This window comes from uncultured Campylobacter sp., from assembly GCF_944323605.1.
GTDB lineage: Bacteria > Campylobacterota > Campylobacteria > Campylobacterales > Campylobacteraceae > Campylobacter_D.
In genome coordinates this window covers 1-24,186 of record NZ_CALUTC010000016.1, presented here as the reverse complement: position 1 = coordinate 24,186, position 24,186 = coordinate 1, and the positions used below count along the sequence as shown (strand labels likewise).

Genomic DNA, 24,186 nt, shown 5'->3' with positions numbered 1-24,186 from the left:
TTAAAAAGGTTTACATTTATTTTCTTTAATGGAACACTCTACAGGAAAAATATCTTCTAATACATTACCATTTTCATCTTTTATTACAAATCTATATTGATATCCACTAGTTTCTTTAATATTTTTAGGTATATCTATCCAACGTAAAACTTCAGTAACTGTAATATCTTTTCCTTTGTCTGGTTTTATTTTCTTATAAGTTTTATATGCTATCCCATTAGGAAATTTTTCTTTTACAAACTGTAAAGCTTGTTCGTCCATTCTACCAGCTTGAGATTCAAATTTATCATCATTGCTACCACAACCTACAAATAAAGCACCTAAAAGCAAAGAGCTTAATACTAATTTTTTCATATTACAATCCTTTTTAATGTATTTCATTGGGTATATTATACAGTAAAATATACCCATAGCTCTAAACGGATTAAAAAATTTTATATGTAGATATTTAAATATATATATTTTTAAATTATAAAAAACTATATTTTATTATTGTAAATTATTAATTATTATTTTAAATAACTATAAATTATTTTTTATAATTTTAAATTATTTAAAATATAATATAAATATTTTAAATAATTATATATTTAGCATTTCTATCCTTTAATTATTTTCTTTTCTAAAATCACTAGGATTTTTAACATTATCGCTTTGCCACAATCCTAATCTATTCTTTCTAGCATTTACTTCCTCTTTTATATATTTAGTGCTAAAGTCTCTATAAGCGTGTGCGTAACCATTAGCTACCATTGCTCTATTAATATCCATTTTATTAAGATATATGGTAGCTACAAATCTATCATACTTATCCTTATCTTCTATAACAGCTTTTACTGCTTTATCTTTTATCATAGATGATAAAAAGTTTTTTGCTTCTTGCCCGTATTCTTGCTTATTTTCTGGTGTGTCTATACCTTGTAATCTTATTTTATACTTAGTATTGTTCTCATCAAGTAAGTGTATAGTATCTCCGTCGCTTACTTTTATTACCTTAGCATAAATCTCTTTTTTAGGTTTTATCTCAAATATATCTTTAAGATAAGAATTTGAAAAACCTGAATAAGAACTAGCAAAAAATACAAGCATAGCTATAATTAAAGAAAAAGAAATACCTTTTGAATTAAGTATTCTTTTTAATAAAGAAAAAGCTCTTCTATTCATTTTTTATCCTTTTAAATTATTTTCTACCATTATAAAAACTTGATACGATGTTAAATCCATTACTTGCTAAACCTCTCACACCTGTTCCTATATTTGCTCCTTTTTTCCTTGAATCACTTGAATTAAGTGGCATAGCATTTCCTTTTAGACCGTCATATACACCTTTAGTAAATCTTGCTGAATTTAGTCCTGTTTTAGCACCTTTTAATACAGTGTTTGCTCCCATTGAAGCTCCTGTTACTATTCCTTGTGTTGCACCTGTCATCATTGATTGTGTCGCTTGTGCTGTAAAACCTGCTCCACTTTCTTGTGTTCCTAGTATTATATTTATCCATTCTGGTATCTTAAATAAAAGATATATTGCTAATATACCTAAAACCATAGACATAGAAAATTGAGAAAGTGTGTTTTCCCACAAAGTAATATATGTTAAATCCATATAATTTTGCCCCTTATTTATAAGCAAAAGAGGTAGCATAGTCATAGGAATATAAAAAGAAATAGCTATATAATTTTTAAGCCAAGAAAAGAAATATCCTCTTGTTTGTGGGATTAATAATAACCAAATAAGCATAGGGGCTAAACAACCAAAGATACTTAAAGCAAAATTAGAGGCTATTTGCATAATAAAAATACCAATGATGATTAAAAGATAAAATCCAATTGTTATCCACCAAACACCTATTGCTATATAAGCGACTGCATTTTGAAGAAAATCTGGGTCATCAAAAATCCAATTTTGATCTGCAAATATATCAGCACCGTATGCTTGTGCTGCCCAATACACATCATAAACCTCAGAAAAAGTCCTATCTAACATAGCTCCTGCGTCAGAAGTTCCTGCAAAAGAACCTATACAAGCTTTCATAATATGTTGTGGTATTAAAAATAAAGACTTAAACTCTGAATATGCTGAAAAAGAAGTCATAATTGCATATATACAGCAAAGATATATAAGCCATACTCCACCCTTAAATAAATCATCTCTACTAAAACCTGCTTTCATATGGTTAAATAACCAAAACACAAGTATAATGCCTACTAAAGAAAAGGCTAAGGAATTAAAAAATATAGATTGCATAGCAGAAAATATAGAAGCGTCCATTTTCCCTGTTACTTGAGCACTTACTTGAATTAAGGTATTATAAACATTTTGAATTATACCTGCTGATTGAACTTTATCCATTATCCTATCCTTAATCTTGTAATTTTACTTTTTGCCATAGTCTTTGAAATAGGCACTTGTTCTTTTGTAATTTCTTCTTTAATAGGCTCATTTGTCTTTTCATCATAAGCTACTATTACAACTTCTTTGTCTATCTTATACACATTTTCCTCCTCTTTAAGTTCTATAAAACATTCTTGTATATTTTCTTTAGCTTTTTTATCTCTATCTTGTAAAGCTTTTTCATAGTCTTTTTTATCTATATCTAAGGCTTTTAAGAAATTAGCTAAAACTCCTATCAAAGCTTTATCCTTTTTTATCTTTATTTGTTTAAAACTCTTACAAAGTCTTTTTTATTTCTTGTTAATAATGTTTTTGCGATTCTTTGCTTTAAAATCTTTTTTTCTTGTTTTTCTAAGATAGCTAAAACATCTTTACCATAAGGATTGTCTTTAATTTTGCCGTTATAACAAGTAAGTCCATTAATATTAGCTCCGTGCTTATCAAAACATTTTCTAAGTATTAATGCACCTACATAAATATTAATCTTTGGTTTTGTGAAAAGGTCTTTTTCACTTATTCCATAATCTCTTTTAAGCCATTTAAGATGAGATGAATTTATTTGCATAATTCCTATATCATAAGTTTTATTTTTATTAGCCTTATTAATAGCTAATGTATTAAATCTACTTTCTTTATAAGCAATAGCCCATAAAAGTTTAGGATTAATTTTATAAGCTTGTCCTGCTTTTACAAAAGCATTATTGCTAGCATTTAAGCTTATAGCAAATATGATAAAAAGGGATAAGGTTTTTAAAATTTTCATCTTTATTCCTTTTTTGTATCTTTAAAATCTTTTTTTGCTTTTTCTTCTTTATCTTTAAAGAGCTTTGTAAAAAAGTAAAAAGATACAGACAATAAAAAAAGTAAAACCCACGCACTAAAAGCATCTAAGTTTGAAATCCATTCATTTATCATTTTTTATCCTTTTTCTTTATTTTTAAACTCTAATAAGATAAAACTTATTAGAGTTTTTTTCTTAAAACACAGCTTCTAAGCTTTGCTTACTTGCCTGATTTAATTCTTCATTATTAGGAAGTTCGCTTTCTTTTAAGTCTGTTTGTATTTCTTTTACATTATTATTTGTGCTTTCATCTTTACTCTTTGTAAAATGAAAATTCCTTACTATAACTGAAAAACCATACTTTTTTTCATTTGTTTCATCATCAGTATAAGTATAGGTATTTATTTCGCCCTCACATAAAAATCTATCTCCTTTTTTAAAAAAGGTGTTGGCGTTTTCAGCACTTTTATCAAATAATGTTATAGGTATCCAGTCTGTATGCTCCTCTTTATTGTTATTTGAATTAATCCACCTTTTTGTTATGGCTAAAGAATTTTTAGCAACTGTTTTTCCGCTGTTTGTTTTACTTAATTCAAAATCTCTTCCTAAAAATCCATATAGAGTAACTTTATTCATTTTTTTATCCTTTCTAATATTTTTTTTGTTTTTTAATTTAGACTTTTTATTTAATCTTTTAATCTTTTCATATAAACTCCTTTCTTTAGATAAGATTTGTATTTAACTGTTTTAAAAAATCTTTTTCATATTTTTTAAAAATTTCATATCTTTGCTCATCTTGCTTTGCAAGTTTTTGCATATCTTTAATAGCCTTTTTAATTAGACTTTGTGCCTCTTTCTTAAAGGTAGCATTAGCCTCTTTTAATATTTTTTGTTTAAGGCTTAAAATATCCTCTCTAGTGTTTTTTAAGATTAAATCACTTTTATTGTAAAGCTCTTTTTGCAAAGCAGTTTTTTCAAAAATTTCTTTTTGTCTTTTAATCTTTTCTAATATAAAATTTTTCATTTTTATGTCCTATCTTTGTTTATTTCTTTTTAAAAACACTATCTATAAAATTGCTACAAATGCTGATATTCTTATCGTAGTCTTTTGGCAGTTCTAAATTATTTTTTTGTGCTAAATCTTGTGCTAGTTTTATTTGTTTTTCACTAGGTGCTTTTTTAGGTGCTGTTTTTTTAAGCTCATTTATAGTTTTTTGATAAAGGGTATAATCTTTTAAAGCTTCACTTGGCACTTCTTTGCCTTGTTCTTTACATAGCTTTTCTAAAAAATCTATTTGTTTTTGGCTAGGCGTTTTATCGTTTTCATCTGTATTTATGAAATTTAGCTTTTGATGTAGAGGTTTTACAAAGTCTAAGTATTTTAATTCATTCTTTGAAATAGATTCTAAAACGTCTTCCATTGTTTTTGTGTATTCGCTTTTAGTAATCCATTCATCATTTTCTAAAAGAAGTTCTACAATTTCTATACCTTTTTTAGTAGGTATTATTTCGTTATTTTTACCTTTTTTTACAAGCTCTACATACTGCCTTTTAAGCAAGGTAGGTAAAAAAGAAGCATAAGTGCTTGGTCTTCCTATACCTTCTTTTTCAAGCAAGGATATAAAAGAACTTTCTTTGTATCTACTTGGAGCTTGTTTTTTAACCTCCTTGCTCTCATAAGAAAGTATTTCTATTTTAGAATTTTCATTTAAAAAATCTAAGTTAATGTCTTCTTTTTCATTTTTTTCCTCTTCATCATTAAGATTAATCTCACTATCCTTAAAGACATCTTCATAGCCTTTATATATAGTTTTTGAAATAGAAATTTTAAATGGGCTTACTCCTATTTTAAAATTAAAGCTTTTATTTATACTTATCTTATCTTTTGCTTGTGAAAGAATAGAATTTAAATATATAAGCGTATAAAGTTTTAAGTGGTTTTTACCTAGTTTTTTAGTGTTTTCCTTAATTTCATTATTTGCTTTTTCTATAACATCATTTATTTCTTTAAAATAATGAGTATGTGTTATTCTTATAGCTTCGTGTGCCTCTGCTTGGCTTTGTTTTCCTGCTTTATATTCTCTTCTTTCATACCAGCTTTCATCTTGGAATAGATTTTTAACTTCTTCTATAAATTCTATACTTAAAGCATTAGAATCTGTTCTTGTATATGTTATAAGTCCTCTTTCAAAGAGTTGTTGAGCTAAAAGCATAGTTTCATCACTTGAAAAACCATAAACCTGATTAGCTTTTTGTTGAAGTTGAGAAGTTCTAAAAGGTTTAGGTGGTGCTTTTTTAATTTCTTTTTCTTCTATGTTTTCAAGCAGAGCATTTTTACTATCTTTTAAAAAGTCTAAAAACTCATCAAGCTCTTTTTTATCTTTACATATTCTTTCACTTTCTATGTGAAATTCTTTGTCATCACATTTGCAAAGAGCCTTTAATTTATAGCTTGTTTTTTCATCATCACTTAATTTATTAAACTCATTTATTTCTTTTTCTTTTGAAACTATTAGGTTTAAAGCTGGGGTTTGCACTCTACCTATGCTTACATTTTTATCTTGCAAAAGCCTTATATATTTAGGGCTTAATATAAAGCCTACTAATTTATCTCCAACTGCTCTAGCCTTAAAAGCTTCAAATTCATAAAAATTGCTTTTAGTAAAGTCAATAGCATTAGCAAGTCCTTTTTTAATACCATTTTCAGTTATTTCGTGAAATTCTGCTCTTTTTACAGATTTGGCTATATTTTTAATTGCTAAGAAAAACATATAACCTATTGCATAGCCCTCTCTATCTGGGTCTGTTGCTATAAAAACATCTTTATCTTTACACTGTGAAAAGATAAAATTCATTCTTTTCTTAGCTTCTTCGCTTTTAAACTCAAAATTTGGTGCATAGTTATTCCAATCTATATAATAAGAATTAGGTAAATCCTTAAAATGTCCTATAGTCGCGTAAGTAGAAAAACCACTTATCTTTTCTATCTTGTCCTTTTTGTTTGGACTTTCTATAATAATCACACTCATTTTCTATCCTTTCATCTACTAAGTTGATTTAAGTTTTTTAACTTTGTTTGATTTTCTTTATTAAGCTTTATATTTTTATTTTTCATTTCTTTTAAAAGAATATTTATTTCTTTATTCTTATTTCTTTGTTTTAAAAGATTTTCAAGTTGTTTATTTAATTCTTTGCTTTCATAAAACAAAGCTACTTTAGGATTTTTAAAAAGCATTCTTTCTTTAAGGTTTCTGTCAGAATAAAAGGTTATAATTATTTCATCAGAGGGGGATAGTGGCGGAATGAGACCCTCCCCTTTGATTTTATCAGTTGCTATTCTAAATCTAATACCTTTTTCATTCTCCCATTCATATACTCTTCCGTCTTTGTTTTCATTTTCTATAAACGGCTCTTTAAATTCTTTCAAATATTTTCTTACATAATTACCTAAATTTAAAAGCTCTTCTATTGTTATTTGTCCTTGAGAATTTTCTTCTAAGTGTAGTTTGATGTGTTCTGCACCTCTACCTTTATCTCTTTTTGTGTTATGCCAACCTTTAATATAATGAATTACATAGTCAATCACTGCATTTTCAATAAGTTCTAATTCTGTATTTATAGGTGTAGAGTTTTTCTCATTAAAACTCACATTATAAATTCCTCTTTTTTCTTTGTTTTCATTCATTTTTTTTATTTTTCCTCATTTAAAACTTTAAAAAAATAACACCCATAGAGATTCCTATGGGCTTTTAATTAACGAGTGTAAGCTAGTTCTTTCTTAGCTTCTCTATTTAGACTTTGTGTTTGTGTTTTTACAAAATCAACTCCACTTTTTACTGCTTTTACAAAGTTAGAAAGGTTTTGAGCTAGGTTTGCATTTAATCCAAAAGAAGTTATTCTTTCAGGTTTTTGCAAAGCTTCAGGGTTTTTTTGAAAATATTCAGCCCTTCTTTCAATCTTGCTTAAATCTCTTTCTTTTAACTTTGATTTATCAAGTCCTTCAAACTGTGAAGTGTGATAAAGTGTTATAGTTTCAATCATAGGTTCTTTAAAAGGCACAAATTCTTTAACATCTCTCATTATAGGAAGACCTTTTTCATCGAATTTTAAATTGCCATCTTTATCTTTAGCCTGTGTTTGTATAACATTTCCTTTATCATCAAGCTTGTTTTTCCATTCTCCTTTTTCTATGTAAGGTATTTTCACACCTTGCACGTAAGCAGTTTTACCGTTTTTAGTAAGCATTTCTTTTCCGTTTTCATCTAGTGCTTTTTTAAGCTTTCCACCTAAAAGATTTGCTTCATTCATAGTTATGAAAGTTGGCTCTTTGTAGTTGTTAAGCTTTTGCACGCAACGAAGTATTACATCGCTTACATTTGTATATGGCTGTCCCGTTTTAGCGTTATAAGGAATAGAATTATTGATTTCTTCTTTACTCATATTCTTATTCCAAAACGCCATTTCAGGTTTGTTTTCCTCTCTAGCCATTTTTGAAGTTTTTACTATAATACTTGCGTGATAGCTATTTATAGAGGCTTCTCTTTGGGCGTTGGTTTTATTTTCCCAATCTATATAAGGAATTTCTAAAACTTTTGCTTCTTCTTTTTTCTTTGCCATTTTTAATCCTTTGTAATATATTTCTAGGGTATAAGCTTCTAGGCTTTCCCGTTGGTGTTAGCCACCAAATTCTGTATCCTCTAGTCCTTCATTTACCCACTGTGTATATACATCAATAGGTATATTTGGGTCTGGATAAACATCTATTGTTGAGCTTTGTGCTTCTTCAAGGCTTATATTCCTTTTAAATACAGCATTAAACTCTTCCTCGTCCATTGATTCAATGTTTTTTTTCATTAAATCAAGTTCTTCCTCGTTAATATTTTCCATAGAAAAATCCTTTCTTTTGGGTGTTTGAGTTTTTAAACTCATATAAAAATTATTTCTTTTAATTCTTATATGAGCTTAGAAACTAAGCTCTTTTATTGTTCCTTATCTGGATAGGCTCTAAAAAAAGGTTTTTCTGTTTTTTGTGTAGGGTTTTCTTTTTCATCTTCGTTCTTGTTTTCTTCAGATTCTTCATTAGCTTCCTTTTTATCTTTTTTAGTATCATCTTGTATTTCATTTTCTTTTTCTTCATTTTCCTGTTTAGATTCATCTTTATTTTTTTCCTCTTCTTTGTTCTCATCTACCTTAATCTTATCTGCACCTTGCCAATCAGGGTTTTTAAACCAAAAATTAACCTTAGCCTTAATAGGTCTATTAAAAAAGCCTCCTATTAAGATGTAAATTTGGTCTATTGGATTGCTTAATATATCTTGCACGGTTACAAGTTTATAGCCCTCATTTGATACAGAATCATTGCTTTTAATTAGGTCTAAATTTCCTTTGCTCCTTGAAGTTTTCTTTCTTGTATAATCTCCTATCATCTCACTTAAAACCTTTGCATCTTCAGGGCTATTCATTCTAAAAATTACCTGATAGCCCACATTAGCCTTGATAATTTTCATATCATCATCACCATAATATTTTTTGATTTGTTCGTAAGACTGTGTAATGTATATAGGTATAAGTCCATAGCTTCTACAAAGAGCTGGGGCTTCAAGTAAAAATGGCATTTTTCCAAATCTAACAAACTCATCAAGTATAAAATATATAAATTTGTTAGGGTCTGCATTTTCTTTCATCATCAGATTTTTAAATAAGCTTTCTGCTAGTATCCTTACAAGAGGTGCTAATATATCCATATCTGCTGTTTGTATAACTATATACATAGATATTTTTTTCTCTCTTAAATCCTCATATGTGAAATTCATTTTTGAAACTGCTTTTGCAACTTGAGGGTCTGAAAAGACTTTCATATAGGTATCAAAGGTTGATTTTATACTTGCAAATTCTTGTTCTGCTGATACTGTGTAAGCTCTAAATTGATTTCTAACAAGTTCATCTATATCATTATCTTGACTTGCTTGGTAAAAGAAAGCCTTTAGGGTATCTGCCTCTGGGTCTTTTATCATTTTTTCTTCATCAGGGTCTTCTTTTTGGCACATAGCCTTAAATTCGCCTACTAATTCATCATAATAATCTTTTTTAGGAGCTTGGCTAAGTTCTGCTAAATTTGTATAGCCTTTCTTTTGCATATTATATAATGCAAAATACACAAACATAGTCTTAGCACTTACTATCCAGTGGTCGTTTTCCTTGCCTTTTTCTCCTACAAAAATAGTTCCTGCTATTTGTTCTGCTAATTTTTTCATTTGAGAAAAATTCATATCCTTTATTACACTCTCATCAAAAGGATTAAAAAACATAGTGTTTTCATCTGAAAAAGGAGAAAACAAAAGTATTTTATTGTTAAAATGTTTTTGTCTATAACCAGCACTCTTTTCGTATAGCTCTCCCTTAATATCAAATACAACTACAGAATTTGGTAAAGAATATAGATTTGGTAAAGCAATACTTGCGGTTTTACCTGTTCCAGGAGGTGCAACTATCAAACAAGCTAAGGGGCTTGTTGCTCTTATAAAGGTTCTTTCTTCTTTTTTAGTAAAAGGATTTGTTTTTATAAAGCAACCTAACATAAGTCCTGTTTCTTTGTTTAGGTTCATCTTTTTCCAAACTTCGCCCTCTTTATCTTCTTCTAGTTTTGCAAATTCAGCATTACCATAACTTTCATTAGCTATTGGCTTATAAAAGAGCCACCATAAAAATATCATTATAAGAGGTGTTAAACCATATAATAAGCATAAATAAGCCTTAAATTTTAAATATGGTGTTCCTAAGTTTAAGATTATGTTTTTTCCAACAAAAAATAATTGTGAAAAATCAGGTGAAAAGATTAATTTTATAGCTATAAAATATATTATTATTCCTGCAATAATTGCATAAATAAACCTTTTAATCCATTCTTTAGCTGGTGTTTTTCCGTTTTCTGCACTCATTTTCTAAACCCCTTTCTTTTGATTATTTTTACTCCTAGATTTTCAGTATAAAAATCATTAAAGCTTTTTAGTAAATGTTTAAGCTCTTTTATTTCGTCTTTAATGCTCTTTGAATCTTGTTTAATGCCCGTATTTAAGCTAAAGGCTATTTGATTAATGTTAATTCCTATCTTATTAAGCTCTTTTAAAAGGTCTTGATTTAAGCTTATAAAAGAATTTAAAGCCTTTCTTTCCTTTATATAATCTATATTGTTGATTAACTCTCTTATGTAAGATGACTGTGTTAATCCTAATTCAGTGCTTTTTGCTTTTAAAAGCTTTTTTTCTTTTTCATTTAAAAATATTGATATTCCATTTCTCATATTTGTATCCTAGATTTATTTGCTTCGTAAAAGGCTTTTAGATATAAGACATCTGTTATTATTCTTTTATTTGAATCCCTTGTGATTTGTATTATGTAATCAATTGCGGTTGTGATTAATTCCATTAACATAGTTCTATCTGGATTCTGTAAAGAGCCACCTATGATAATATTTGTAAATATAGCCTTAATAGCATCACTTGGACTATTTGCGTGAAGTGTGCTTAAACTTCCTGCGTGTCCTGTGTTATTCACTCTTAAAAAGGTAAAGGTGTTTCTAATATCAATTTCACCTAAAAATAGTCTATCGGGTCTAAGTCTTAAAGCATTGTTAATAGCACTTTGATAAGAATAAATTTCGCTTTCTTCTTTAGGCACTGCAAGTTGGGTTTTATTTTTAATATGTGATAAATCAAGCTCCTTAGAATCTTCAATACTAACTACCCTTGAATCGCTTTCAATCTCTTGTATCAAGGTATTTAAAAAAGATGTTTTACCACTTCCTGTTCCACCGCTTACTAAGATATTTTTCTTTGCTCTTATTAAGGCTTTTATCTTTTCATAAGTCCAGCCATTTTCTAAAACTCTTTTAGATAGTTCAAAATTTTCTATTTGAAACTTTGTTTTACTAGGTATTCTTATACAAATACAAACTTCAGAATCAAAAAGTGATGATTTATGTTGAGCTTGAACTCTATATCTTGCAAAAGGTTGTGGCAACTCACAAGATAGATGACAATATTTTTCATTAAATCTTTGTCCTCTTCTTGTTGCAAGTTGAGTTAAAAAATCATCTAAAAACTGTATATCAAGCCTTTCATCTTGTATATATTCCCAGCTAGTTCCCTTATCAATATATATTTCTTTTACATTATTGATAATAAGCTCATTTGCTTTCATATTAAGATATGGTTCTAATACTCTTAATTTATGTGCTAAAACAGGATTATTTTGCATTGTTTTCTTTCTTGGCTAAATATTCATCTATGTTTTCAATATTGTTTAAAGTAGCATTTAGCTTTTTCTCACAACTTTTATATTTCTTATCAAGTAAGCTTAGTTCTTTTAACTCTTTTCTTGCTTGTTCGCTTAACTTGTTTAAAATTCTTTCTTTTAGATTTGCCTTTTTATTTAGGTTTAATTGATTAAACCTTTGCTCTATACTTTCGATTGTATTTGCCATTTTCTATCCTTTCTTATTTTTTAAGTTTAAAAAATTCTAATTCATAGGGTAAAATCTCATCGTAGCTTTGTAAATAACTTAATCTTATAAGCTTTTCTAAAAATTCAAAAATATCTTTTTCTTCAGGAAAAACTTCATTAAAATCTGCTCTTTGTATTCTTGTAAAAGGATTATCTTTACTTTCTCTTATAGTTATTACATTTAAAGCTATATATTTATATAACAGGTCATTTTTTATAGTTTCTTTTGTTTTTGAACTATTATTTTCGAGCATATTTTCTTGTTTTTGTATTTCTTTTAATAAATCCTTTTTCAATTTTCTTAGATATTTGTAATACTCATTTAGTTTATAAAAACACATAGCATTATTATTATTCATTTTTTAGCTCCTATCCATAATCTCTCATTACAATATCTTTTAATCATATTTCATATCCTTGTTTATCTACTAAGTTGATTTAAGCTTTTTAGACTTTTTTCATTTTCTTTATTTGTTTTTATGTTCTTGGCTTTCATTTCTTTTAAAAGAGTATTTATTTCTTTATTCTTATTTCTTTGTTTTAAAAGATTTTCAAGTTGTTTATTTAATTCTTTGCTTTCATAAAATAAAATTACTTTAGGATTTTTAAAAAGCATTCTTTCTTTAAGGTTTCTGTCAGAATAAAAGGTTACAATGGTATCATTGAAAGGGGATAGTGGCGTTTTCGGGAGACCCTCCCTTTCAAACATACCACTTACAACTCTAAATCTTATTCCCTTTTCATCTTGCCATTCATATACCTTTCTTTCTTTGTTACCCTCTTTATCTAAAAATGGCTCTTGAAAATTATTTATATACTCTCTTAAAGATTTTCCTATGTTAAGTAATTCATTGATATTTATATATCCGTTACTACTTTCTTCTAAATGCAATTTAATATGTTTTGCACCAAATCCCTTATCTTTTTTTATATTGTGATAGCCTTTGCTATAAATTAAAACTGCATCTTTTATAAAACCTAAAATGTTTCTTTCTATGCTTTCAATTTCAATAAAGATACTTTCTTTTTCATTGAAAGTTACATTATAAATCCCTCTTTTTTCTTTGTTTTCGTTCATTTTTTATTTTTCCTTTTTTAAAAGTCTTTTCATTTTTCAATCCATAAAATATTCAGCCATAACTTCACCGTTTTTAGGTATAGGGAACCAAATATGAGCTGATGGCACTATATAAATTCTACTTCCTTGTTTAATTTCTATTGTAGGCTGTAATTCTTTTTGTTGTTCTATAATATCTTGCACTATGGTGCTTACGTCTGAATTACTTTGTTCGTATATTTGATTAGTATATACGTTGTTACCTGCTTGAGCTGATAAAGCTAGTAGTAAAACATTTGATACTGTAGATAAACCATAACCTATACCGTATCTTTCTAGATATTTGTTATTAACAGAACCTTTTGCACCTGTCATACCCATATTATCAGCTGTAATAGCGTTAGTTAATAAGATATTAACTCCTTGTGGTGTTATTATCTCTCTCCAAGAAATAGCAAGTCTATCTTGTCCTATTTTGTTATCATTTTTATATGTTCCTATAACTTTAGAGCCTCTAGGTATTAAAACGGCTCTTCCCATTGAAGCATATATATCTTGTTCTACTTGAGCACTTACCATTCCCTCTATATCTGATGATATAGCTGTTGTTAATATAGCTGGTATCATCTTACCCGCTCTGATTGTTCTATATAATTTATGCTCGTTTGTTGCCTCATCTACATTCTTTTGATTAGAAAAAGATGAAGCTCCATATCTTGAATCTGGATTAGAAAAAGCCGTAGGCGTAGTGCCTCTATCTGCTAAGATAGAATCTCTTATAATAGAATTAATATGTCTTCCTGCCATATAAGAAGCACCGCCACCACTTAAATGTCCGTTTCCATAAACTTGATTTGTATTTTGTGGGGTGCTTTGAGAAGCTAAAGCCTTTTTAACTTCCTCTTGTATATATTTGTCAGGGTCTCTTGCTATATTTGCCTTTTTTAAGAGTTCATCTGCTCTTGGATTATCTTTTGTTACTAGATTGCCATTTTCGTCTAAAACAGGACAATTTGCACTATCATATAAAATATTTTCATACATAGGCTGACCTTTACAATCAAGCAAAGGGTTTCCGTTTTCATCAAGTAAGATTTTTCCTTTTACAGAATCTTCTTTAAGTATTAAATTGCCATTTTTATCTCTTATAGGTTTTCCGTCTTTATCATATAAGACGTTTTCATACATAGGATTTCCCTCTTTATCTAAAAGAGGCTTTCCATTTTTATCTAGTAATAAATTACCTTTTTCATCTTTGATTAAAACATTGCCATTTTTATCCCTTATAGGCTTATTATCTTTATCATACATTATATTTTCGTATTTAGGATTACCCTCTGCATCTAGTAAGGGATTTCCATTTTCATCAAGTAAGATTTTTCCTTTTACAGGGTCGTCTTTTAATAAAGGATTACCATTCTCATCTAAGATAGGACATTTTTCTTTATCATAAAAGACATTTTCATACATAGGATTACCTTTACAATCAAGCAAAGGATTGCCATTTTTATCAAGCAATACCCTGCCTTTTACAGGGTCATTTTTTAATATAGGGTTTCCATTTTCATCAAGTATTAAGTTTCCATTTTCATCGTATAAAAGGTCTTTATACATAGGGTTGCCGTCCTTATCTGTTAAAGGACAGTTCTTACTATCATACATAATATTTTCATACATAGGATTGTTATTGCAATCTAAGATAACATTACCATTAGAATCAAGCATAATATTACCTTTTCTATTACCACTTTTTGCTAGTAATTCTTTTTGAATTTGCTCTCTTAGCTTAGCTTCAGCTTCCTTTGCATATTCATCTAGGCTTTTTTCGCTCTTATTTTCTTGTCTAAAAATTTCCCCTACGTTTTGATGAGGCTTTTTAAGTCCTCCTTTATAGATATAATCATCAAGTGGAAATTTCATATCAGAATTTTCAAATAGATAATTTAAATCCTTTTTATCTGCGTTAAATTCTATTAGCTCATCATACTTCTTAATTTCTTTTGTTTTATTATTTGCAAAAGAAAAATCACTTAATAATAAACAAACTACAATGCTTAAATAAATTCTGTTTTTCATATTTTTAACCTACTTTTTGGTTTTGCCCAGTCTCTTGCTTCGTTTTTGTATTCATTTTCTTTTGAGATGATTTGATACTGTGTTTTAGGTTCTACTTGCTTAAACAATTCGTTTATATCTGTATTTACATTTTCATCATTAGTTTTTTCTATTATCTCATCTGGGTTAAGTTTTTGTGGCTCTAATCTTTCTACACAAACATAAGAATCTCCTGTTCTTATAGTAAATTGTTTAGCTGTTGTCTCTACTATTAGATAATCTCCAATAACTCTAGTTTCTATAGGGCTATCTTGTCTATCCACCACTACAAAGATAGTTGGAAGTTGTGGCATTCTTTCTTTTGTGTATTTAAAATAAGTATATTGCTTATCATTAAAAATCTCTTCCGCCATTAAAAAAGCATTTTTTCTAGTTGCTTTTTGTTTATATCTATCGTATATTTCATCTTTTTTGACTAAGAGCTGATTAATACCTTCTTTAATAACTAAAAAGTCTTTTAGTTTTTCTTTTTGTGCCTCTTCAAAATTTCTTGATTCTTCATCTTCTACATAAATAACTAAATTTGGGTTTTCCTTACTCTTATAATCAGTAGAATATATGTAAAAGGTATGAAGTTTTTTATCTTTTGTAAAAACTGTCAAGCTTGTATCAATTCCAATTAGCATAGGTTTTATCGCTAAAGCATTCTTTAAATTTGGCATTTCATTCACTAAAAAACCTGTGCTATCACCTATAACATAACTTTCTACTTGAGAAGAAAAGATAAGAGTAGTAGCCATAGCAAATCTGGTTCTTATCTTTCTTGTTCTATCTGTTTCAAAATTGTATTTACTAGTATTTTCATAACCTGTATATTTTTTATTTAAGAAATTCTTTTGTAAGGCTCTTAAGTTTTTGTTTCTAGCCGCACTTTTAAGTAAGGCAATTTGTTCATCACTTAACTCAGCACCACCACCGCTACTTGATGTTTGTTGCATATTAGGATAAGAGCTATAATCTACATTTTGAGGATTGTTAGGGTTTTGTAATCTTATAGATGAGCCTACAAAATCATTTTTAGTAGAATCCTTTGTCATAAAAATACTTTCACCTCGTGAATTATTATTGTTTTGTGTTTGTGTATTCATACCCGATAAAGCTTGTGCCATTTGTCTTGCTTGTTCTATTTCTTGCTGTGTTGCTGAAAAAGAAAAGCTAAAAATAAAGCTTAAAAATATTAGTTTTAATATATGTGTTTTCATTTTGTTTCCTTATTTTCAGGTATAACGCCTTGTAAATCTATTTCAGTTAATGCGTATTCACTTACCGTAAAACCTGTTGGATTTTTAGGTAAGGAATCAAAATTAAGCTCTTGGTTTTTAAAATCATATTGTAAAGAGGCTCTATATCTTTTATAACTTTGCTCTCCACTTGAATCACTAATTACCCTTGCCACAAAATCCACAGTAGCTACATTTGCACTTAAAATAGATGAATTAATGATTTTAATTTCTCTATAAATACCTGTTGTTGAATAAATAGAATTGGTTTGAGCCACCAAAGCATTAAAGGTAGTCCATACCTTAGACGAGCTTTGCATTCTTATCTCTTCATATCTTTGCACGTCATCAATTCTATTTATTGTTTCTCTTTTTAAAACATAAGAGCTAATTATGCCTTTAAGCAAAGCTTCATCAGCTCTTATATCAATATTAGCTGGTTCTACCCTTACAAAATTACTTTGAGTATCAGAAAAAAACACTAAATAAGGTTTTTTCTCTTTTAAGGGTAGTAAAATGATTAAAAGAATAATTAAAAAAATTATAATCAACGCAAAGACTATGTTTAATACAAACATATACTGCTTTATATTTCTTTCTAAAGAAAACAAAAAATTAGCGTCTTTTTTAAACTCATCATCTTTTAAAGCCATAATCAACCTTTAAATTTTGTTATTTTTTCTATCTCATAACAGGCACAAGGGCTTGTATAATCAATTTGTCTTTTTGTGCTACACGCTACACATAAAAAACCTATTAAAAAAGTTAAAAATATTTTTTTCATCTTTAATCCTTTAATTTTTTTAAATATCTTTGTCTATATTCATTTGGATATTTAGTTTTCAAGTCTTTTAAGAGTTTTACATCGCTTGAATTTGATGAAAATACTCTTAAATGCTCTCCTAGTCTTGCAAAATTCACATCTAAGATTGCACTTTTATTTATGTTTTGTTGTTTAAATAAAACCTTTCTTGATTCCTTAGGTGTTTTTCTTAGAAAATCAAGCTCACTTCCACTTAGATTGATTTTTGCTTCTAATTCTTCGAGTGTCTTTTCATTGCTTGTAGGAAATATAATATAATTAGCCATATTGCTTAAGAATGAATTTGAGCTTGAAACTCCATCAAAAAAATCAAGGTTTTGCACTCCCATAGTAACAACACCATTTAGTTTTCTAACTTCTAAGATAGATTCAAGTATGTTTTTTCTCATAGTTTCATCGTTAAGATAGTCTTTTAACTCATCTATAAAGATAAAAAAACCCTTGCCTGATTTTTTAGAAATATTTTTAATCTTATGAAAGATATACAAAGCACTTAGTCCTGCTAATCTTTCATTTTTAATAATTGCGTCCATATTTAATATAGATAATTGTTTATCAAAGTTCAAAGCATCTTCTTCATTATCAAATAAAGATTTTCTAAAGCTTTTAAACCTTATATTAACGTCCCCTTCGTTAGGTTTAGTCAAAGCATTATAAAAATGTTCAAAGGTGTTTTTATTGTGTTTTTCTATATTTCTTAAAGATATTAAAGCCTTTTCAACTATGCCCTCAAGCTCAAAATCTTTGCCTTGTTCTATACCCGCCATTTTACAAAGCCAAGAAACTAAGAATAAGTTATTTTCTCTGCTATCTTCTAAAGAAAAAGGATTTAATTTAAACCCACTTAAACCACCCTCTTCGTTTTCATCTAAATCGTGGTATTCACAACCTAAATAAGTTGCAAAATTACACATACCCCTTAATTTATCCATTGCAAAAATATTAATGTCGTATCTGAAAAGATTAAGCATTAAAAATTGTGTTAGAGTTGTTTTACCAGCTCCAGTTCCACCTATAATTAAGGTATGCCCTAAGGCGTTTTCATCTTCACTTTCGTGAAAATTAAACAAAAATGGGCTACCGCTTAAATGTTTAAATATAGTTACAGGTTTATCTCCCCATGAATTTTTCTTAAATCCTAAAATATCATTTTCAAAACTTACTATTGTAGATAGATTTTTAGCTTGTAAGGCTCTTACTCTTACATTTAGGTTGCCTCTACTTGGAAAAAAAGAAAAGAAAAGAGGCTTTTGATTTAATGTTTCTTTAACTATATTTAAAGATTGATTTTCAAGTAAGCCTTTAATTAAATTTGTTTTATCATTAAGCTCTTCTAAGCTTTCAGCTCCTATTAACACAGAATAAGAAACTAAAATCAAGCTTTCACGGTCTGCCTTAACAAGCTCCATTAAATTTAGTAGTTCATCTCTTACTATATCTTGTGCGGTTAGTATAGTATCTTTAATCTTCTTAATAGCCTTTTCTTTACCTAAGGCTTCACAATGTATAAAGATTAAAAATTCGCTATTTTCTCTTAAAATAGAAGTGTTTATCAAAGAGCTTATATTATCTGTTTCATAGGATTTAACAGACAAAAATCTTTGATATATTGTTTTACTATCATTTCTTTCAAATATCATATAATCTTTTTTAAATTCAACATCAGAGCTTAAATAAGAATCTGTTAATAATCCAAAAGAATGGCTTATATTTACATTATTTGCATTTGCATAGTTAGCAAATATATTAATTAAATCATTGCTACTTAGCATATTAGGCTCAAACATAGCTAAATCATTAAAAATATTGATTCTAATTTCATCTAAAATCCTCTCTTTTAAATGAAATTTAACTTTTGCTTGTTCTTTTTCCTCTTTTTGTATCTTTTCTTGTGTGCTTTTTTCTTTTACTGTTTCAAAAAGTCCTGTTAGATTTTTTGATTTGGTAGATACGATTAAATAATAAAAAAGCTTAAAGGCACTTGCTCTTGTATCCCACTTATCTATAATCTCTTTTGCATAAGGATTTTTAACTGTGCTACTATCATTTGAAATATTTACTTTTTCTTTTTTGATTATTATGTTAAGTTCTATATCATCTTTTAAACGGATAAAAAACTGATTTCTAAGCATAGCTAAGCTTAATTCTTCCTCTTCATTAGAAGCGGCGTAAGAATAGCCATTAAGTTTTATTCCTAAAACTAGGTTTCCATCTTTTGTGCAAAGCAAAAAATCATTATATTTACAAGCTATGTTACTTTCTTCAGCCATAGAAAAAACCTTAGGTTGAGTGCTTTTTAAAATACCCTCTGTTTTTGCTAAGTTTTTATTCAAAAAATCAATACTTTTTTGAATAAGCTCATCTTTATTTAACTTAGCATTCTTATTTTTATTCTTCTTAGAGAATAAAGAAGTAAAGAGATTATTTAGGCTTTTCATCTTTAGCTTTTTTCTTATTTAAAATATTTTTAATTTGCACTTCTACAAATTCATAAGCCTTAATTACAAAAGCAACTTTGTTGTAAAAAAGATAAGAAGCTAAAATAAAACCTAATAAAAATCCAAAAATAAAAAACATTTTTACCTTTCACGCATAATATTTACTTGATTTAATTTTTGTTCGTTTCGAGATTATTTGATAAATATCCTCATCAAAATATTCCAAAGTAAAAAAGAATATGTATAAAATAGGTGCTACCAAAATAACCCATAAAACAAGGACAAACCAACAAACAAAAGATAAGCCAATAAGCATTAGCCAAGAAGGTAAGCTTAAACCCTTAATCTTTTGTTTTTTTGTAATGTCTCTATAACAATCTGTTTGTATCATTAAATCCTCTTACATATAGGCCGTAGTAACTCCATAAACTAGACCTATAATAACCCCAACTGTAAGTAAAGTTTTTAGATGTTCCTTACCTCTTTCAGGTGCAAACTTCCAAAGGATTAAACAAAGAATAAACCAAGCAACTGCTATGGTAACAGAAACGGTATTCATAATACCCATAACCGTTTTAAACGTGTTGTCAATTTCTGTATCTATATTGCCTTTTAAGGTAGATAAAGGATTGCCTCCATTAGCACCAAAAACAAAAACAGGTAAGCTTAAAAATAAAGCTAAACTAGAATTAAAAATATTTTTGATTTTTTTCATATTTTTATCCTTTAAAAAAATTGCGGAAGTTTAGCATTTTGAAAAAAATTTTCATATATAACTTTTTAGGGAAAATTTGATAAAGAATTCCTATTTCTCCATAGTTTAATTTCTTAAATGAACCTTAAGAAAAATTTGCTTTGTAAAAAATCGACATTCTTTGAAGCATGAAAATAAGTATAACTTTTTTTTAAAAATGGGTATATTTTTTTAAAAAAATTCCGTCCCAAAAAAGTTATAATAGGAAAAAAAAATTATTTTATTTTTTAAACCTCTTTCAAATAAAGTTATAATAGGTCTTTGAAAGGATTTGATTTTTTTCTTTAAATTTTTGCATAAATAATAAAAATTATTAATAAGCATATAAATTTATATAAGTTTTTTGAAAAATGTATAAAAATTTTTTGAAAAATTTTAATTTTTTATACAAACAATTCAACTTTTCTTTTAAAAGACTTTGCATTTTTTTTTAAAATATTTTTCTGGACTATAAACAATGTAGTATTAATTAAGAATAAATAAAAAAGAACAAGGGCTGATGAAAAAAAAGAATCTATAAAAGAGTTTATTAAGTCCATAAGATTTTTATTCTCTAAATCTTTTATTTTAACACTTTTCCTTTTAAAAAATATTGCCTTATTTTTAATCTGTTTTTACTCTTTCTTTTAAAAGAAGTTTCGTATGGTTTAAATAAAATTTTCTTTTTTGTGAGCTTGTATCACTTAGATACAGAAAATACATTACTTATAAAATCTATTACCTTTGGTTGCAATATAATCATTAAAGCTATTATTACAAAAGCATAATATTTAATATCTTTTTTTATGCTTTTGTTATCCATTACAAGTTCATTTATTTTCTTATCAACATTATGTTCCAAAGATTCTAATTTATTATCAATCTTATGTTCCAAAGATTCTAATTTATTATCAATCTTATATTCTAAAGCTTCTAATTTTGCGTCTAAATAATCTTTGCTAACAAATTTATCAGACATTTTTTCAAGCTCTTTTTTAATTTCCACTATAGCTAAGTCTATAAGTTTTTTAGTTTCTAAAAAATTTTCTTTTTGTATTTCGTTAGCAATTTTTAATAAATTCTCCTCTGTATTTTCATTTACATAAGCTATAACTAATTCTTTAAGTCTATCTGTTACATATTCATATTGTCTTGCTTGGTTCATTTTTACTCTTTATTTATATTTATTGCAATCTCTATTATACAATAAAACATAAAAAAATAAAGAAAAAAATAAAAAATAATTCTTGTAAAAAGCAAGTATGATAAACACTTTTTTTTTATACATTTTCTTTATTTTTTAACACCTTTTCTTTTAAAAAACATTACCTTGCTTTTAAACTATTTTTTACATTTTCTTTTAAAATATTTTCACTTTTTCTTTTAAAAAAATACACAAAAAATCCACTTAATTTTTAAAAACTATTTTTTTATTTTTTGCAAAAAGCAAAAAATCTACATAAAAAGCCCTTAGTTTAGGCTTTTTGTAGGCTTTTTTCTGCAAAAATGGGTATATTTTTGCGTATCCTGCATAAATACCTAAGCTAAAATTAATATACCCATTTTTTTGACTAAAAAAATATTTTTCTGTAAGATTAAAATTAAAATAATAAAAATGAAAGTTGAGTATGTTTTTTAGAAAAAGAAGCAAAAAAGAAATTGAGGAATCTTTATTTTTTAATTACGAATCTATCTTTGCTAAAAAAACAAAGAAAATTTACAAAAAAGAAGTAGATACAAGAATTAAAAAAGCAAAGAGATTTTTTAATTATGAACTTAATGATAATTTCTTTAAAAATTATTCTGCTTTAAATAATAATCAAAGCAAACAAGTGCTTGTAAAAAACTTAAATAATTTAGATAAAAATGGCTGTAAAAATGCTCTTTCTTATATCATTAGAAACTCAAAAGATGATTTTGTGCTTGATGATAATTTAGAAGAAAAAAGTTTAAATGAGATTATGAGTGATTGGGAAAAAGATTTTTCTAATAAAAAAAATTCAAAAGAAGTCTGGCATTTGTGTTTTAGTGTTAAGGAAATAGCTGATGAAAATATTGAAAACATTTTAAAAGAAACTGTTAATTACACTATGCAAAAGAATTTTTACGGTTATAAATGGGCTTTAGTTTTACACTCTCATCAAAACAACCCACATATACACATCATACTTAATAAAAATAATAAATTCAACAATAAAAAACTACACTTAAACAAAAAAGAATTCAAAGACTTATTTACTAATTTAAGAAATGATTTTGCTTTTGCTTTAAACCTAAAAGGCTTAAATTATTGCAATAAGAGTAGATTAGAAAAAAACTTGGATATGCAAATAAGAGACTTAAAAAATATATATGATTATGGCACTAAGAAAAATTTAAATTTAGAATTAGCAAAAATGTATAAGAATAATCAAATAAAAATAAATAATCTTGAAAGTAAAACACAAAAACTAAGTGATGATTTACAAGAGCTTTATCGTTTTAAAAATGATTTTTTACTTATTGAGCTTGAAAGATTAAAAACAATCGATGAAAAACATAAAAAGGCTTACAAGATTTTAAAAGAACTAAAGAAAATAAATTTAGAAATTAAAAATACACAAAACACAATCACTTCCTTAAGAAATAAAATAATAAAATTAAAACAGCATAGCTTTAAAATTGAAAAAAATCGTAATCTTTTTAAGAACTTAGATGATTTTAATTTAAATCACAAGAAAAATATTCTTTCTTTTCTTACAAAAAATCAAAAAGAACTTTCATTAAGTCAAACTATAATCTTAAAAGAATTAGAACAAGAAATAAAAATAAAAAACGAACATCTTAATGAAAACATAAAAGAAAATATCAAAGCTTCTTTAATTGTAGCTTCTGTTTTAAATAAGCAAAACAATAGCTATGAACTTATTAAATCTCACAAAGAATTAAAATACAATTTAGAAAACCTAAAAAGCAGTGATTTTTCTAAAATAGTCTTAGAAAAAGATTTAAAAACTATTTATGATAATTTAATAAATAGAATGCAAAGCAATATAAAAACAATAGAGAGCTTTATGCAAGATAAAATGTATATTTTAGACAAAGATTTTCAAAATGATAAACTTAGCTATTTTAAAATTAAAGAATATCAAAAACTAACAAATTTTTTAAAGATAGATGAAGAAGAAAAAATCAAAACACTCCTTCAACGTTTAGAATTAAAATATAAAGAAAAAGATACCATAAAGGAAACAAAAACAGAAACAGAAAATATAAGCACAGCAGGTGAAAAAATAATCAAACAAGAACAAACAAAAGAAGTTTTACAAGATAAACAAACAAAAAGCAACACAAAAGATTTAAAAGATGCAACATTTAAATACATCAAAGAAAATAATTTAAAAAATATAAATTCAGGCTTTAAATATTTTAGAGATGATTTTTAAATAGCAAGAAAGCTTAAACACTTTAAAAGCTTAAAAAAACTACAATACTAAAAGATCATTAAAGAAAGGATTGTCTATGCCTCTTAAAACTGAATTTGCTAGTGATAAGATTAGAAGATATGGAGTTGAACTTATATACTTTAGAACAAATATCCAACAAATAGAAAAAAAATATGGTAATTATAGGGATAAAAAGGCTCAAACTAAATTTAAACCTAAATTAAAGAGTAAAAAAAAGATAATGTGTTCTAAAATTAACAAAAACCTATCTAAAATCCAAAATTATTCTTTAAAGCACTACCCCATTACTATATCTAAAAAAAATTGATTTATGGCAGGATTTTGTTTCAATTAGGACTATACCCATAAAACAATTTAAGTCTAAGTTATAAATAAAAACAAATTCAAAAAAAAAAAAAAAAAACAATTTAAATCTAAATATCTGAACAAATAAACTCTTAATCTTTTTTTCTGTAAAAAATCTAAAACCTTGCCAAACTAATCTAAAAACAAAAACTTTGCTAAAAGCTAAACCGAAAAGGGAAAGAAAGAATAAATCAAATAAAAACAAAAGCAAAAACACTATATATTCATATTTAATACTAATAACTCTTATCAAAACACTCTATATAGCAATGTTTTAATATTAACAATCCTTATCAAAACACTATGTTTTCAACTTTTATTTTTTTTTTTTTTT

Annotated in this window: 29 protein-coding genes; 2 read left to right on the top strand and 27 right to left on the bottom strand. The window is 26.8% G+C overall.

What is annotated here, in order from left to right; translation table 11 throughout:
- The 27 genes from Q0J35_RS08015 to Q0J35_RS07890 form a co-directional block, all read right to left on the bottom strand.
- Positions 1-354, bottom strand: a complete 354-nt coding sequence (locus tag Q0J35_RS08015; RefSeq protein ID WP_297195275.1) for a hypothetical protein — start codon at positions 352-354, stop codon at positions 1-3.
- Between the two features lie 252 nt (positions 355-606).
- Entirely contained in the window at positions 607-1,164 is a 558-nt protein-coding gene (locus Q0J35_RS08010) for a thermonuclease family protein (RefSeq protein WP_297195273.1), read from the bottom strand.
- A 16-nt stretch (positions 1,165-1,180) separates the two neighbouring features.
- The gene (locus tag Q0J35_RS08005) at positions 1,181-2,350 is read right to left on the bottom strand and encodes a type IV secretion system protein (RefSeq protein ID WP_297195271.1); all 1,170 of its coding nucleotides are present in this window, start codon (positions 2,348-2,350) and stop codon (positions 1,181-1,183) included.
- Entirely contained in the window at positions 2,350-2,631 is a 282-nt protein-coding gene (locus tag Q0J35_RS08000) for a hypothetical protein (protein WP_297195269.1), read from the bottom strand. The genes Q0J35_RS08005 and Q0J35_RS08000 overlap by 1 nt, the downstream gene beginning before the upstream one ends.
- 20 nt (positions 2,632-2,651) lie before the next feature.
- On the bottom strand, positions 2,652-3,155 hold the full coding sequence (locus Q0J35_RS07995; protein WP_297195267.1) for a lytic transglycosylase domain-containing protein: 504 nt from the start codon (positions 3,153-3,155) through the stop codon (positions 2,652-2,654).
- A 2-nt stretch (positions 3,156-3,157) separates the two neighbouring features.
- The gene (locus Q0J35_RS07990; protein WP_297195265.1) at positions 3,158-3,307 is read right to left on the bottom strand and encodes a hypothetical protein; all 150 of its coding nucleotides are present in this window, start codon (positions 3,305-3,307) and stop codon (positions 3,158-3,160) included.
- A 61-nt stretch (positions 3,308-3,368) separates the two neighbouring features.
- A complete protein-coding gene (locus tag Q0J35_RS07985; RefSeq protein ID WP_297195263.1) occupies positions 3,369-3,809 on the bottom strand; it encodes a single-stranded DNA-binding protein in 441 nt (146 codons plus the stop codon).
- A gap of 85 nt (positions 3,810-3,894) precedes the next feature.
- Positions 3,895-4,197, bottom strand: a complete 303-nt coding sequence (locus tag Q0J35_RS07980; protein WP_297195260.1) for a hypothetical protein — start codon at positions 4,195-4,197, stop codon at positions 3,895-3,897.
- A 19-nt stretch (positions 4,198-4,216) separates the two neighbouring features.
- On the bottom strand, positions 4,217-6,202 hold the full coding sequence (locus tag Q0J35_RS07975) for a type IA DNA topoisomerase (protein ID WP_297195258.1): 1,986 nt from the start codon (positions 6,200-6,202) through the stop codon (positions 4,217-4,219).
- Between the two features lie 11 nt (positions 6,203-6,213).
- Positions 6,214-6,858, bottom strand: a complete 645-nt coding sequence (locus Q0J35_RS07970; RefSeq protein WP_297195256.1) for a hypothetical protein — start codon at positions 6,856-6,858, stop codon at positions 6,214-6,216.
- Positions 6,859-6,926: 68 nt separating this feature from the next.
- The gene (locus Q0J35_RS07965) at positions 6,927-7,790 is read right to left on the bottom strand and encodes an ArdC-like ssDNA-binding domain-containing protein (protein ID WP_297195254.1); all 864 of its coding nucleotides are present in this window, start codon (positions 7,788-7,790) and stop codon (positions 6,927-6,929) included.
- Between the two features lie 57 nt (positions 7,791-7,847).
- Positions 7,848-8,060 carry a hypothetical protein gene (locus tag Q0J35_RS07960; protein WP_297195252.1) on the bottom strand — a complete coding sequence of 71 codons (213 nt, stop codon included), beginning with the start codon at positions 8,058-8,060 and terminating at the stop codon, positions 7,848-7,850.
- A gap of 92 nt (positions 8,061-8,152) precedes the next feature.
- Positions 8,153-10,111 (bottom strand): type IV secretory system conjugative DNA transfer family protein, encoded by a 1,959-nt coding sequence (locus Q0J35_RS07955; RefSeq protein ID WP_297195250.1) that lies wholly within the window; start codon positions 10,109-10,111, stop codon positions 8,153-8,155.
- Complete coding sequence (gene mobC / locus Q0J35_RS07950; RefSeq protein ID WP_297195248.1) at positions 10,108-10,473, bottom strand: plasmid mobilization relaxosome protein MobC; 366 nt, start codon at positions 10,471-10,473, stop codon at positions 10,108-10,110. Before mobC ends, Q0J35_RS07955 begins: the two co-directional genes overlap by 4 nt.
- Positions 10,470-11,429 (bottom strand): CpaF/VirB11 family protein, encoded by a 960-nt coding sequence (locus Q0J35_RS07945; protein WP_297195246.1) that lies wholly within the window; start codon positions 11,427-11,429, stop codon positions 10,470-10,472. Before Q0J35_RS07945 ends, mobC begins: the two co-directional genes overlap by 4 nt.
- Positions 11,419-11,655 (bottom strand): hypothetical protein, encoded by a 237-nt coding sequence (locus Q0J35_RS07940; RefSeq protein ID WP_297195244.1) that lies wholly within the window; start codon positions 11,653-11,655, stop codon positions 11,419-11,421. Before Q0J35_RS07940 ends, Q0J35_RS07945 begins: the two co-directional genes overlap by 11 nt.
- 13 nt (positions 11,656-11,668) lie before the next feature.
- Positions 11,669-12,034 (bottom strand): hypothetical protein, encoded by a 366-nt coding sequence (locus tag Q0J35_RS07935; RefSeq protein ID WP_297195243.1) that lies wholly within the window; start codon positions 12,032-12,034, stop codon positions 11,669-11,671.
- Between the two features lie 62 nt (positions 12,035-12,096).
- Complete coding sequence (locus Q0J35_RS07930; RefSeq protein ID WP_297195240.1) at positions 12,097-12,753, bottom strand: hypothetical protein; 657 nt, start codon at positions 12,751-12,753, stop codon at positions 12,097-12,099.
- A gap of 36 nt (positions 12,754-12,789) precedes the next feature.
- Positions 12,790-14,808, bottom strand: a complete 2,019-nt coding sequence (locus tag Q0J35_RS07925; RefSeq protein WP_297195238.1) for a DNA type IV secretion system protein ComB10 — start codon at positions 14,806-14,808, stop codon at positions 12,790-12,792.
- Complete coding sequence (locus tag Q0J35_RS07920; protein WP_297195236.1) at positions 14,805-16,049, bottom strand: TrbG/VirB9 family P-type conjugative transfer protein; 1,245 nt, start codon at positions 16,047-16,049, stop codon at positions 14,805-14,807. Before Q0J35_RS07920 ends, Q0J35_RS07925 begins: the two co-directional genes overlap by 4 nt.
- Positions 16,046-16,720, bottom strand: coding sequence for a type IV secretion system protein (locus Q0J35_RS07915; protein ID WP_297195233.1), 675 nt, complete (start codon positions 16,718-16,720; stop codon positions 16,046-16,048). Before Q0J35_RS07915 ends, Q0J35_RS07920 begins: the two co-directional genes overlap by 4 nt.
- A gap of 2 nt (positions 16,721-16,722) precedes the next feature.
- A complete protein-coding gene (locus Q0J35_RS07910; protein WP_297195231.1) occupies positions 16,723-16,851 on the bottom strand; it encodes a hypothetical protein in 129 nt (42 codons plus the stop codon).
- Between the two features lie 2 nt (positions 16,852-16,853).
- Positions 16,854-19,328 carry an FtsK/SpoIIIE domain-containing protein gene (locus Q0J35_RS07905; RefSeq protein WP_297195229.1) on the bottom strand — a complete coding sequence of 825 codons (2,475 nt, stop codon included), beginning with the start codon at positions 19,326-19,328 and terminating at the stop codon, positions 16,854-16,856.
- Positions 19,312-19,467, bottom strand: a complete 156-nt coding sequence (locus Q0J35_RS07900) for a hypothetical protein (protein ID WP_297195227.1) — start codon at positions 19,465-19,467, stop codon at positions 19,312-19,314. Before Q0J35_RS07900 ends, Q0J35_RS07905 begins: the two co-directional genes overlap by 17 nt.
- 9 nt (positions 19,468-19,476) lie before the next feature.
- The gene (locus tag Q0J35_RS09010) at positions 19,477-19,719 is read right to left on the bottom strand and encodes a VirB3 family type IV secretion system protein (protein WP_363315717.1); all 243 of its coding nucleotides are present in this window, start codon (positions 19,717-19,719) and stop codon (positions 19,477-19,479) included.
- 9 nt (positions 19,720-19,728) lie between these two features.
- Positions 19,729-20,043, bottom strand: a complete 315-nt coding sequence (locus Q0J35_RS07895; protein ID WP_297195224.1) for a hypothetical protein — start codon at positions 20,041-20,043, stop codon at positions 19,729-19,731.
- A 718-nt stretch (positions 20,044-20,761) separates the two neighbouring features.
- Positions 20,762-21,226 carry a hypothetical protein gene (locus Q0J35_RS07890; protein WP_297195222.1) on the bottom strand — a complete coding sequence of 155 codons (465 nt, stop codon included), beginning with the start codon at positions 21,224-21,226 and terminating at the stop codon, positions 20,762-20,764.
- Between the two features lie 463 nt (positions 21,227-21,689).
- On the opposite strand from Q0J35_RS07890, the gene Q0J35_RS07885 reads away from it, so the two are divergent.
- Both Q0J35_RS07885 and Q0J35_RS07880 read left to right on the top strand, forming a co-directional pair.
- Positions 21,690-23,486 carry a hypothetical protein gene (locus Q0J35_RS07885; RefSeq protein ID WP_297195220.1) on the top strand — a complete coding sequence of 599 codons (1,797 nt, stop codon included), beginning with the start codon at positions 21,690-21,692 and terminating at the stop codon, positions 23,484-23,486.
- A 76-nt stretch (positions 23,487-23,562) separates the two neighbouring features.
- Complete coding sequence (locus Q0J35_RS07880) at positions 23,563-23,814, top strand: hypothetical protein (RefSeq protein ID WP_297195218.1); 252 nt, start codon at positions 23,563-23,565, stop codon at positions 23,812-23,814.
- The last annotated feature ends 372 nt before the right edge of the window (positions 23,815-24,186 follow it).

Bases quoted from the DNA above. Each gene is read 5' to 3' on its own strand.
- Q0J35_RS07970 (WP_297195256.1), bottom strand. From the start codon at position 6,858: ATGAATGAAAACAAAGAAAAAAGAGGAATTTATAATGTGAGTTTTAAT.
- Q0J35_RS07915 (WP_297195233.1), bottom strand. From the start codon at position 16,720: ATGGCTTTAAAAGATGATGAGTTTAAAAAAGACGCTAATTTTTTGTTT.
- Q0J35_RS07885 (WP_297195220.1), top strand. From the start codon at position 21,690: ATGTTTTTTAGAAAAAGAAGCAAAAAAGAAATTGAGGAATCTTTATTT.
- Q0J35_RS07880 (WP_297195218.1), top strand. From the start codon at position 23,563: ATGCCTCTTAAAACTGAATTTGCTAGTGATAAGATTAGAAGATATGGA.
- Q0J35_RS07910 (WP_297195231.1), bottom strand. From the start codon at position 16,851: ATGAAAAAAATATTTTTAACTTTTTTAATAGGTTTTTTATGTGTAGCG.
- mobC (WP_297195248.1), bottom strand. From the start codon at position 10,473: ATGAGAAATGGAATATCAATATTTTTAAATGAAAAAGAAAAAAAGCTT.
- Q0J35_RS08005 (WP_297195271.1), bottom strand. From the start codon at position 2,350: ATGGATAAAGTTCAATCAGCAGGTATAATTCAAAATGTTTATAATACC.
- Q0J35_RS07905 (WP_297195229.1), bottom strand. From the start codon at position 19,328: ATGAAAAGCCTAAATAATCTCTTTACTTCTTTATTCTCTAAGAAGAAT.
- Q0J35_RS07990 (WP_297195265.1), bottom strand. From the start codon at position 3,307: ATGATAAATGAATGGATTTCAAACTTAGATGCTTTTAGTGCGTGGGTT.
- Q0J35_RS07985 (WP_297195263.1), bottom strand. From the start codon at position 3,809: ATGAATAAAGTTACTCTATATGGATTTTTAGGAAGAGATTTTGAATTA.
- Q0J35_RS09010 (WP_363315717.1), bottom strand. From the start codon at position 19,719: ATGATACAAACAGATTGTTATAGAGACATTACAAAAAAACAAAAGATT.
- Q0J35_RS07940 (WP_297195244.1), bottom strand. From the start codon at position 11,655: ATGGCAAATACAATCGAAAGTATAGAGCAAAGGTTTAATCAATTAAAC.
- Q0J35_RS08015 (WP_297195275.1), bottom strand. From the start codon at position 354: ATGAAAAAATTAGTATTAAGCTCTTTGCTTTTAGGTGCTTTATTTGTA.
- Q0J35_RS07895 (WP_297195224.1), bottom strand. From the start codon at position 20,043: ATGAAAAAAATCAAAAATATTTTTAATTCTAGTTTAGCTTTATTTTTA.
- Q0J35_RS07935 (WP_297195243.1), bottom strand. From the start codon at position 12,034: ATGAATAATAATAATGCTATGTGTTTTTATAAACTAAATGAGTATTAC.
- Q0J35_RS07975 (WP_297195258.1), bottom strand. From the start codon at position 6,202: ATGAGTGTGATTATTATAGAAAGTCCAAACAAAAAGGACAAGATAGAA.
- Q0J35_RS07920 (WP_297195236.1), bottom strand. From the start codon at position 16,049: ATGAAAACACATATATTAAAACTAATATTTTTAAGCTTTATTTTTAGC.
- Q0J35_RS07960 (WP_297195252.1), bottom strand. From the start codon at position 8,060: ATGGAAAATATTAACGAGGAAGAACTTGATTTAATGAAAAAAAACATT.
- Q0J35_RS07900 (WP_297195227.1), bottom strand. From the start codon at position 19,467: ATGTTTTTTATTTTTGGATTTTTATTAGGTTTTATTTTAGCTTCTTAT.
- Q0J35_RS07965 (WP_297195254.1), bottom strand. From the start codon at position 7,790: ATGGCAAAGAAAAAAGAAGAAGCAAAAGTTTTAGAAATTCCTTATATA.
- Q0J35_RS07945 (WP_297195246.1), bottom strand. From the start codon at position 11,429: ATGCAAAATAATCCTGTTTTAGCACATAAATTAAGAGTATTAGAACCA.
- Q0J35_RS08010 (WP_297195273.1), bottom strand. From the start codon at position 1,164: ATGAATAGAAGAGCTTTTTCTTTATTAAAAAGAATACTTAATTCAAAA.
- Q0J35_RS07995 (WP_297195267.1), bottom strand. From the start codon at position 3,155: ATGAAAATTTTAAAAACCTTATCCCTTTTTATCATATTTGCTATAAGC.
- Q0J35_RS07980 (WP_297195260.1), bottom strand. From the start codon at position 4,197: ATGAAAAATTTTATATTAGAAAAGATTAAAAGACAAAAAGAAATTTTT.
- Q0J35_RS07930 (WP_297195240.1), bottom strand. From the start codon at position 12,753: ATGAACGAAAACAAAGAAAAAAGAGGGATTTATAATGTAACTTTCAAT.
- Q0J35_RS07955 (WP_297195250.1), bottom strand. From the start codon at position 10,111: ATGAGTGCAGAAAACGGAAAAACACCAGCTAAAGAATGGATTAAAAGG.
- Q0J35_RS07890 (WP_297195222.1), bottom strand. From the start codon at position 21,226: ATGAACCAAGCAAGACAATATGAATATGTAACAGATAGACTTAAAGAA.
- Q0J35_RS07925 (WP_297195238.1), bottom strand. From the start codon at position 14,808: ATGAAAAACAGAATTTATTTAAGCATTGTAGTTTGTTTATTATTAAGT.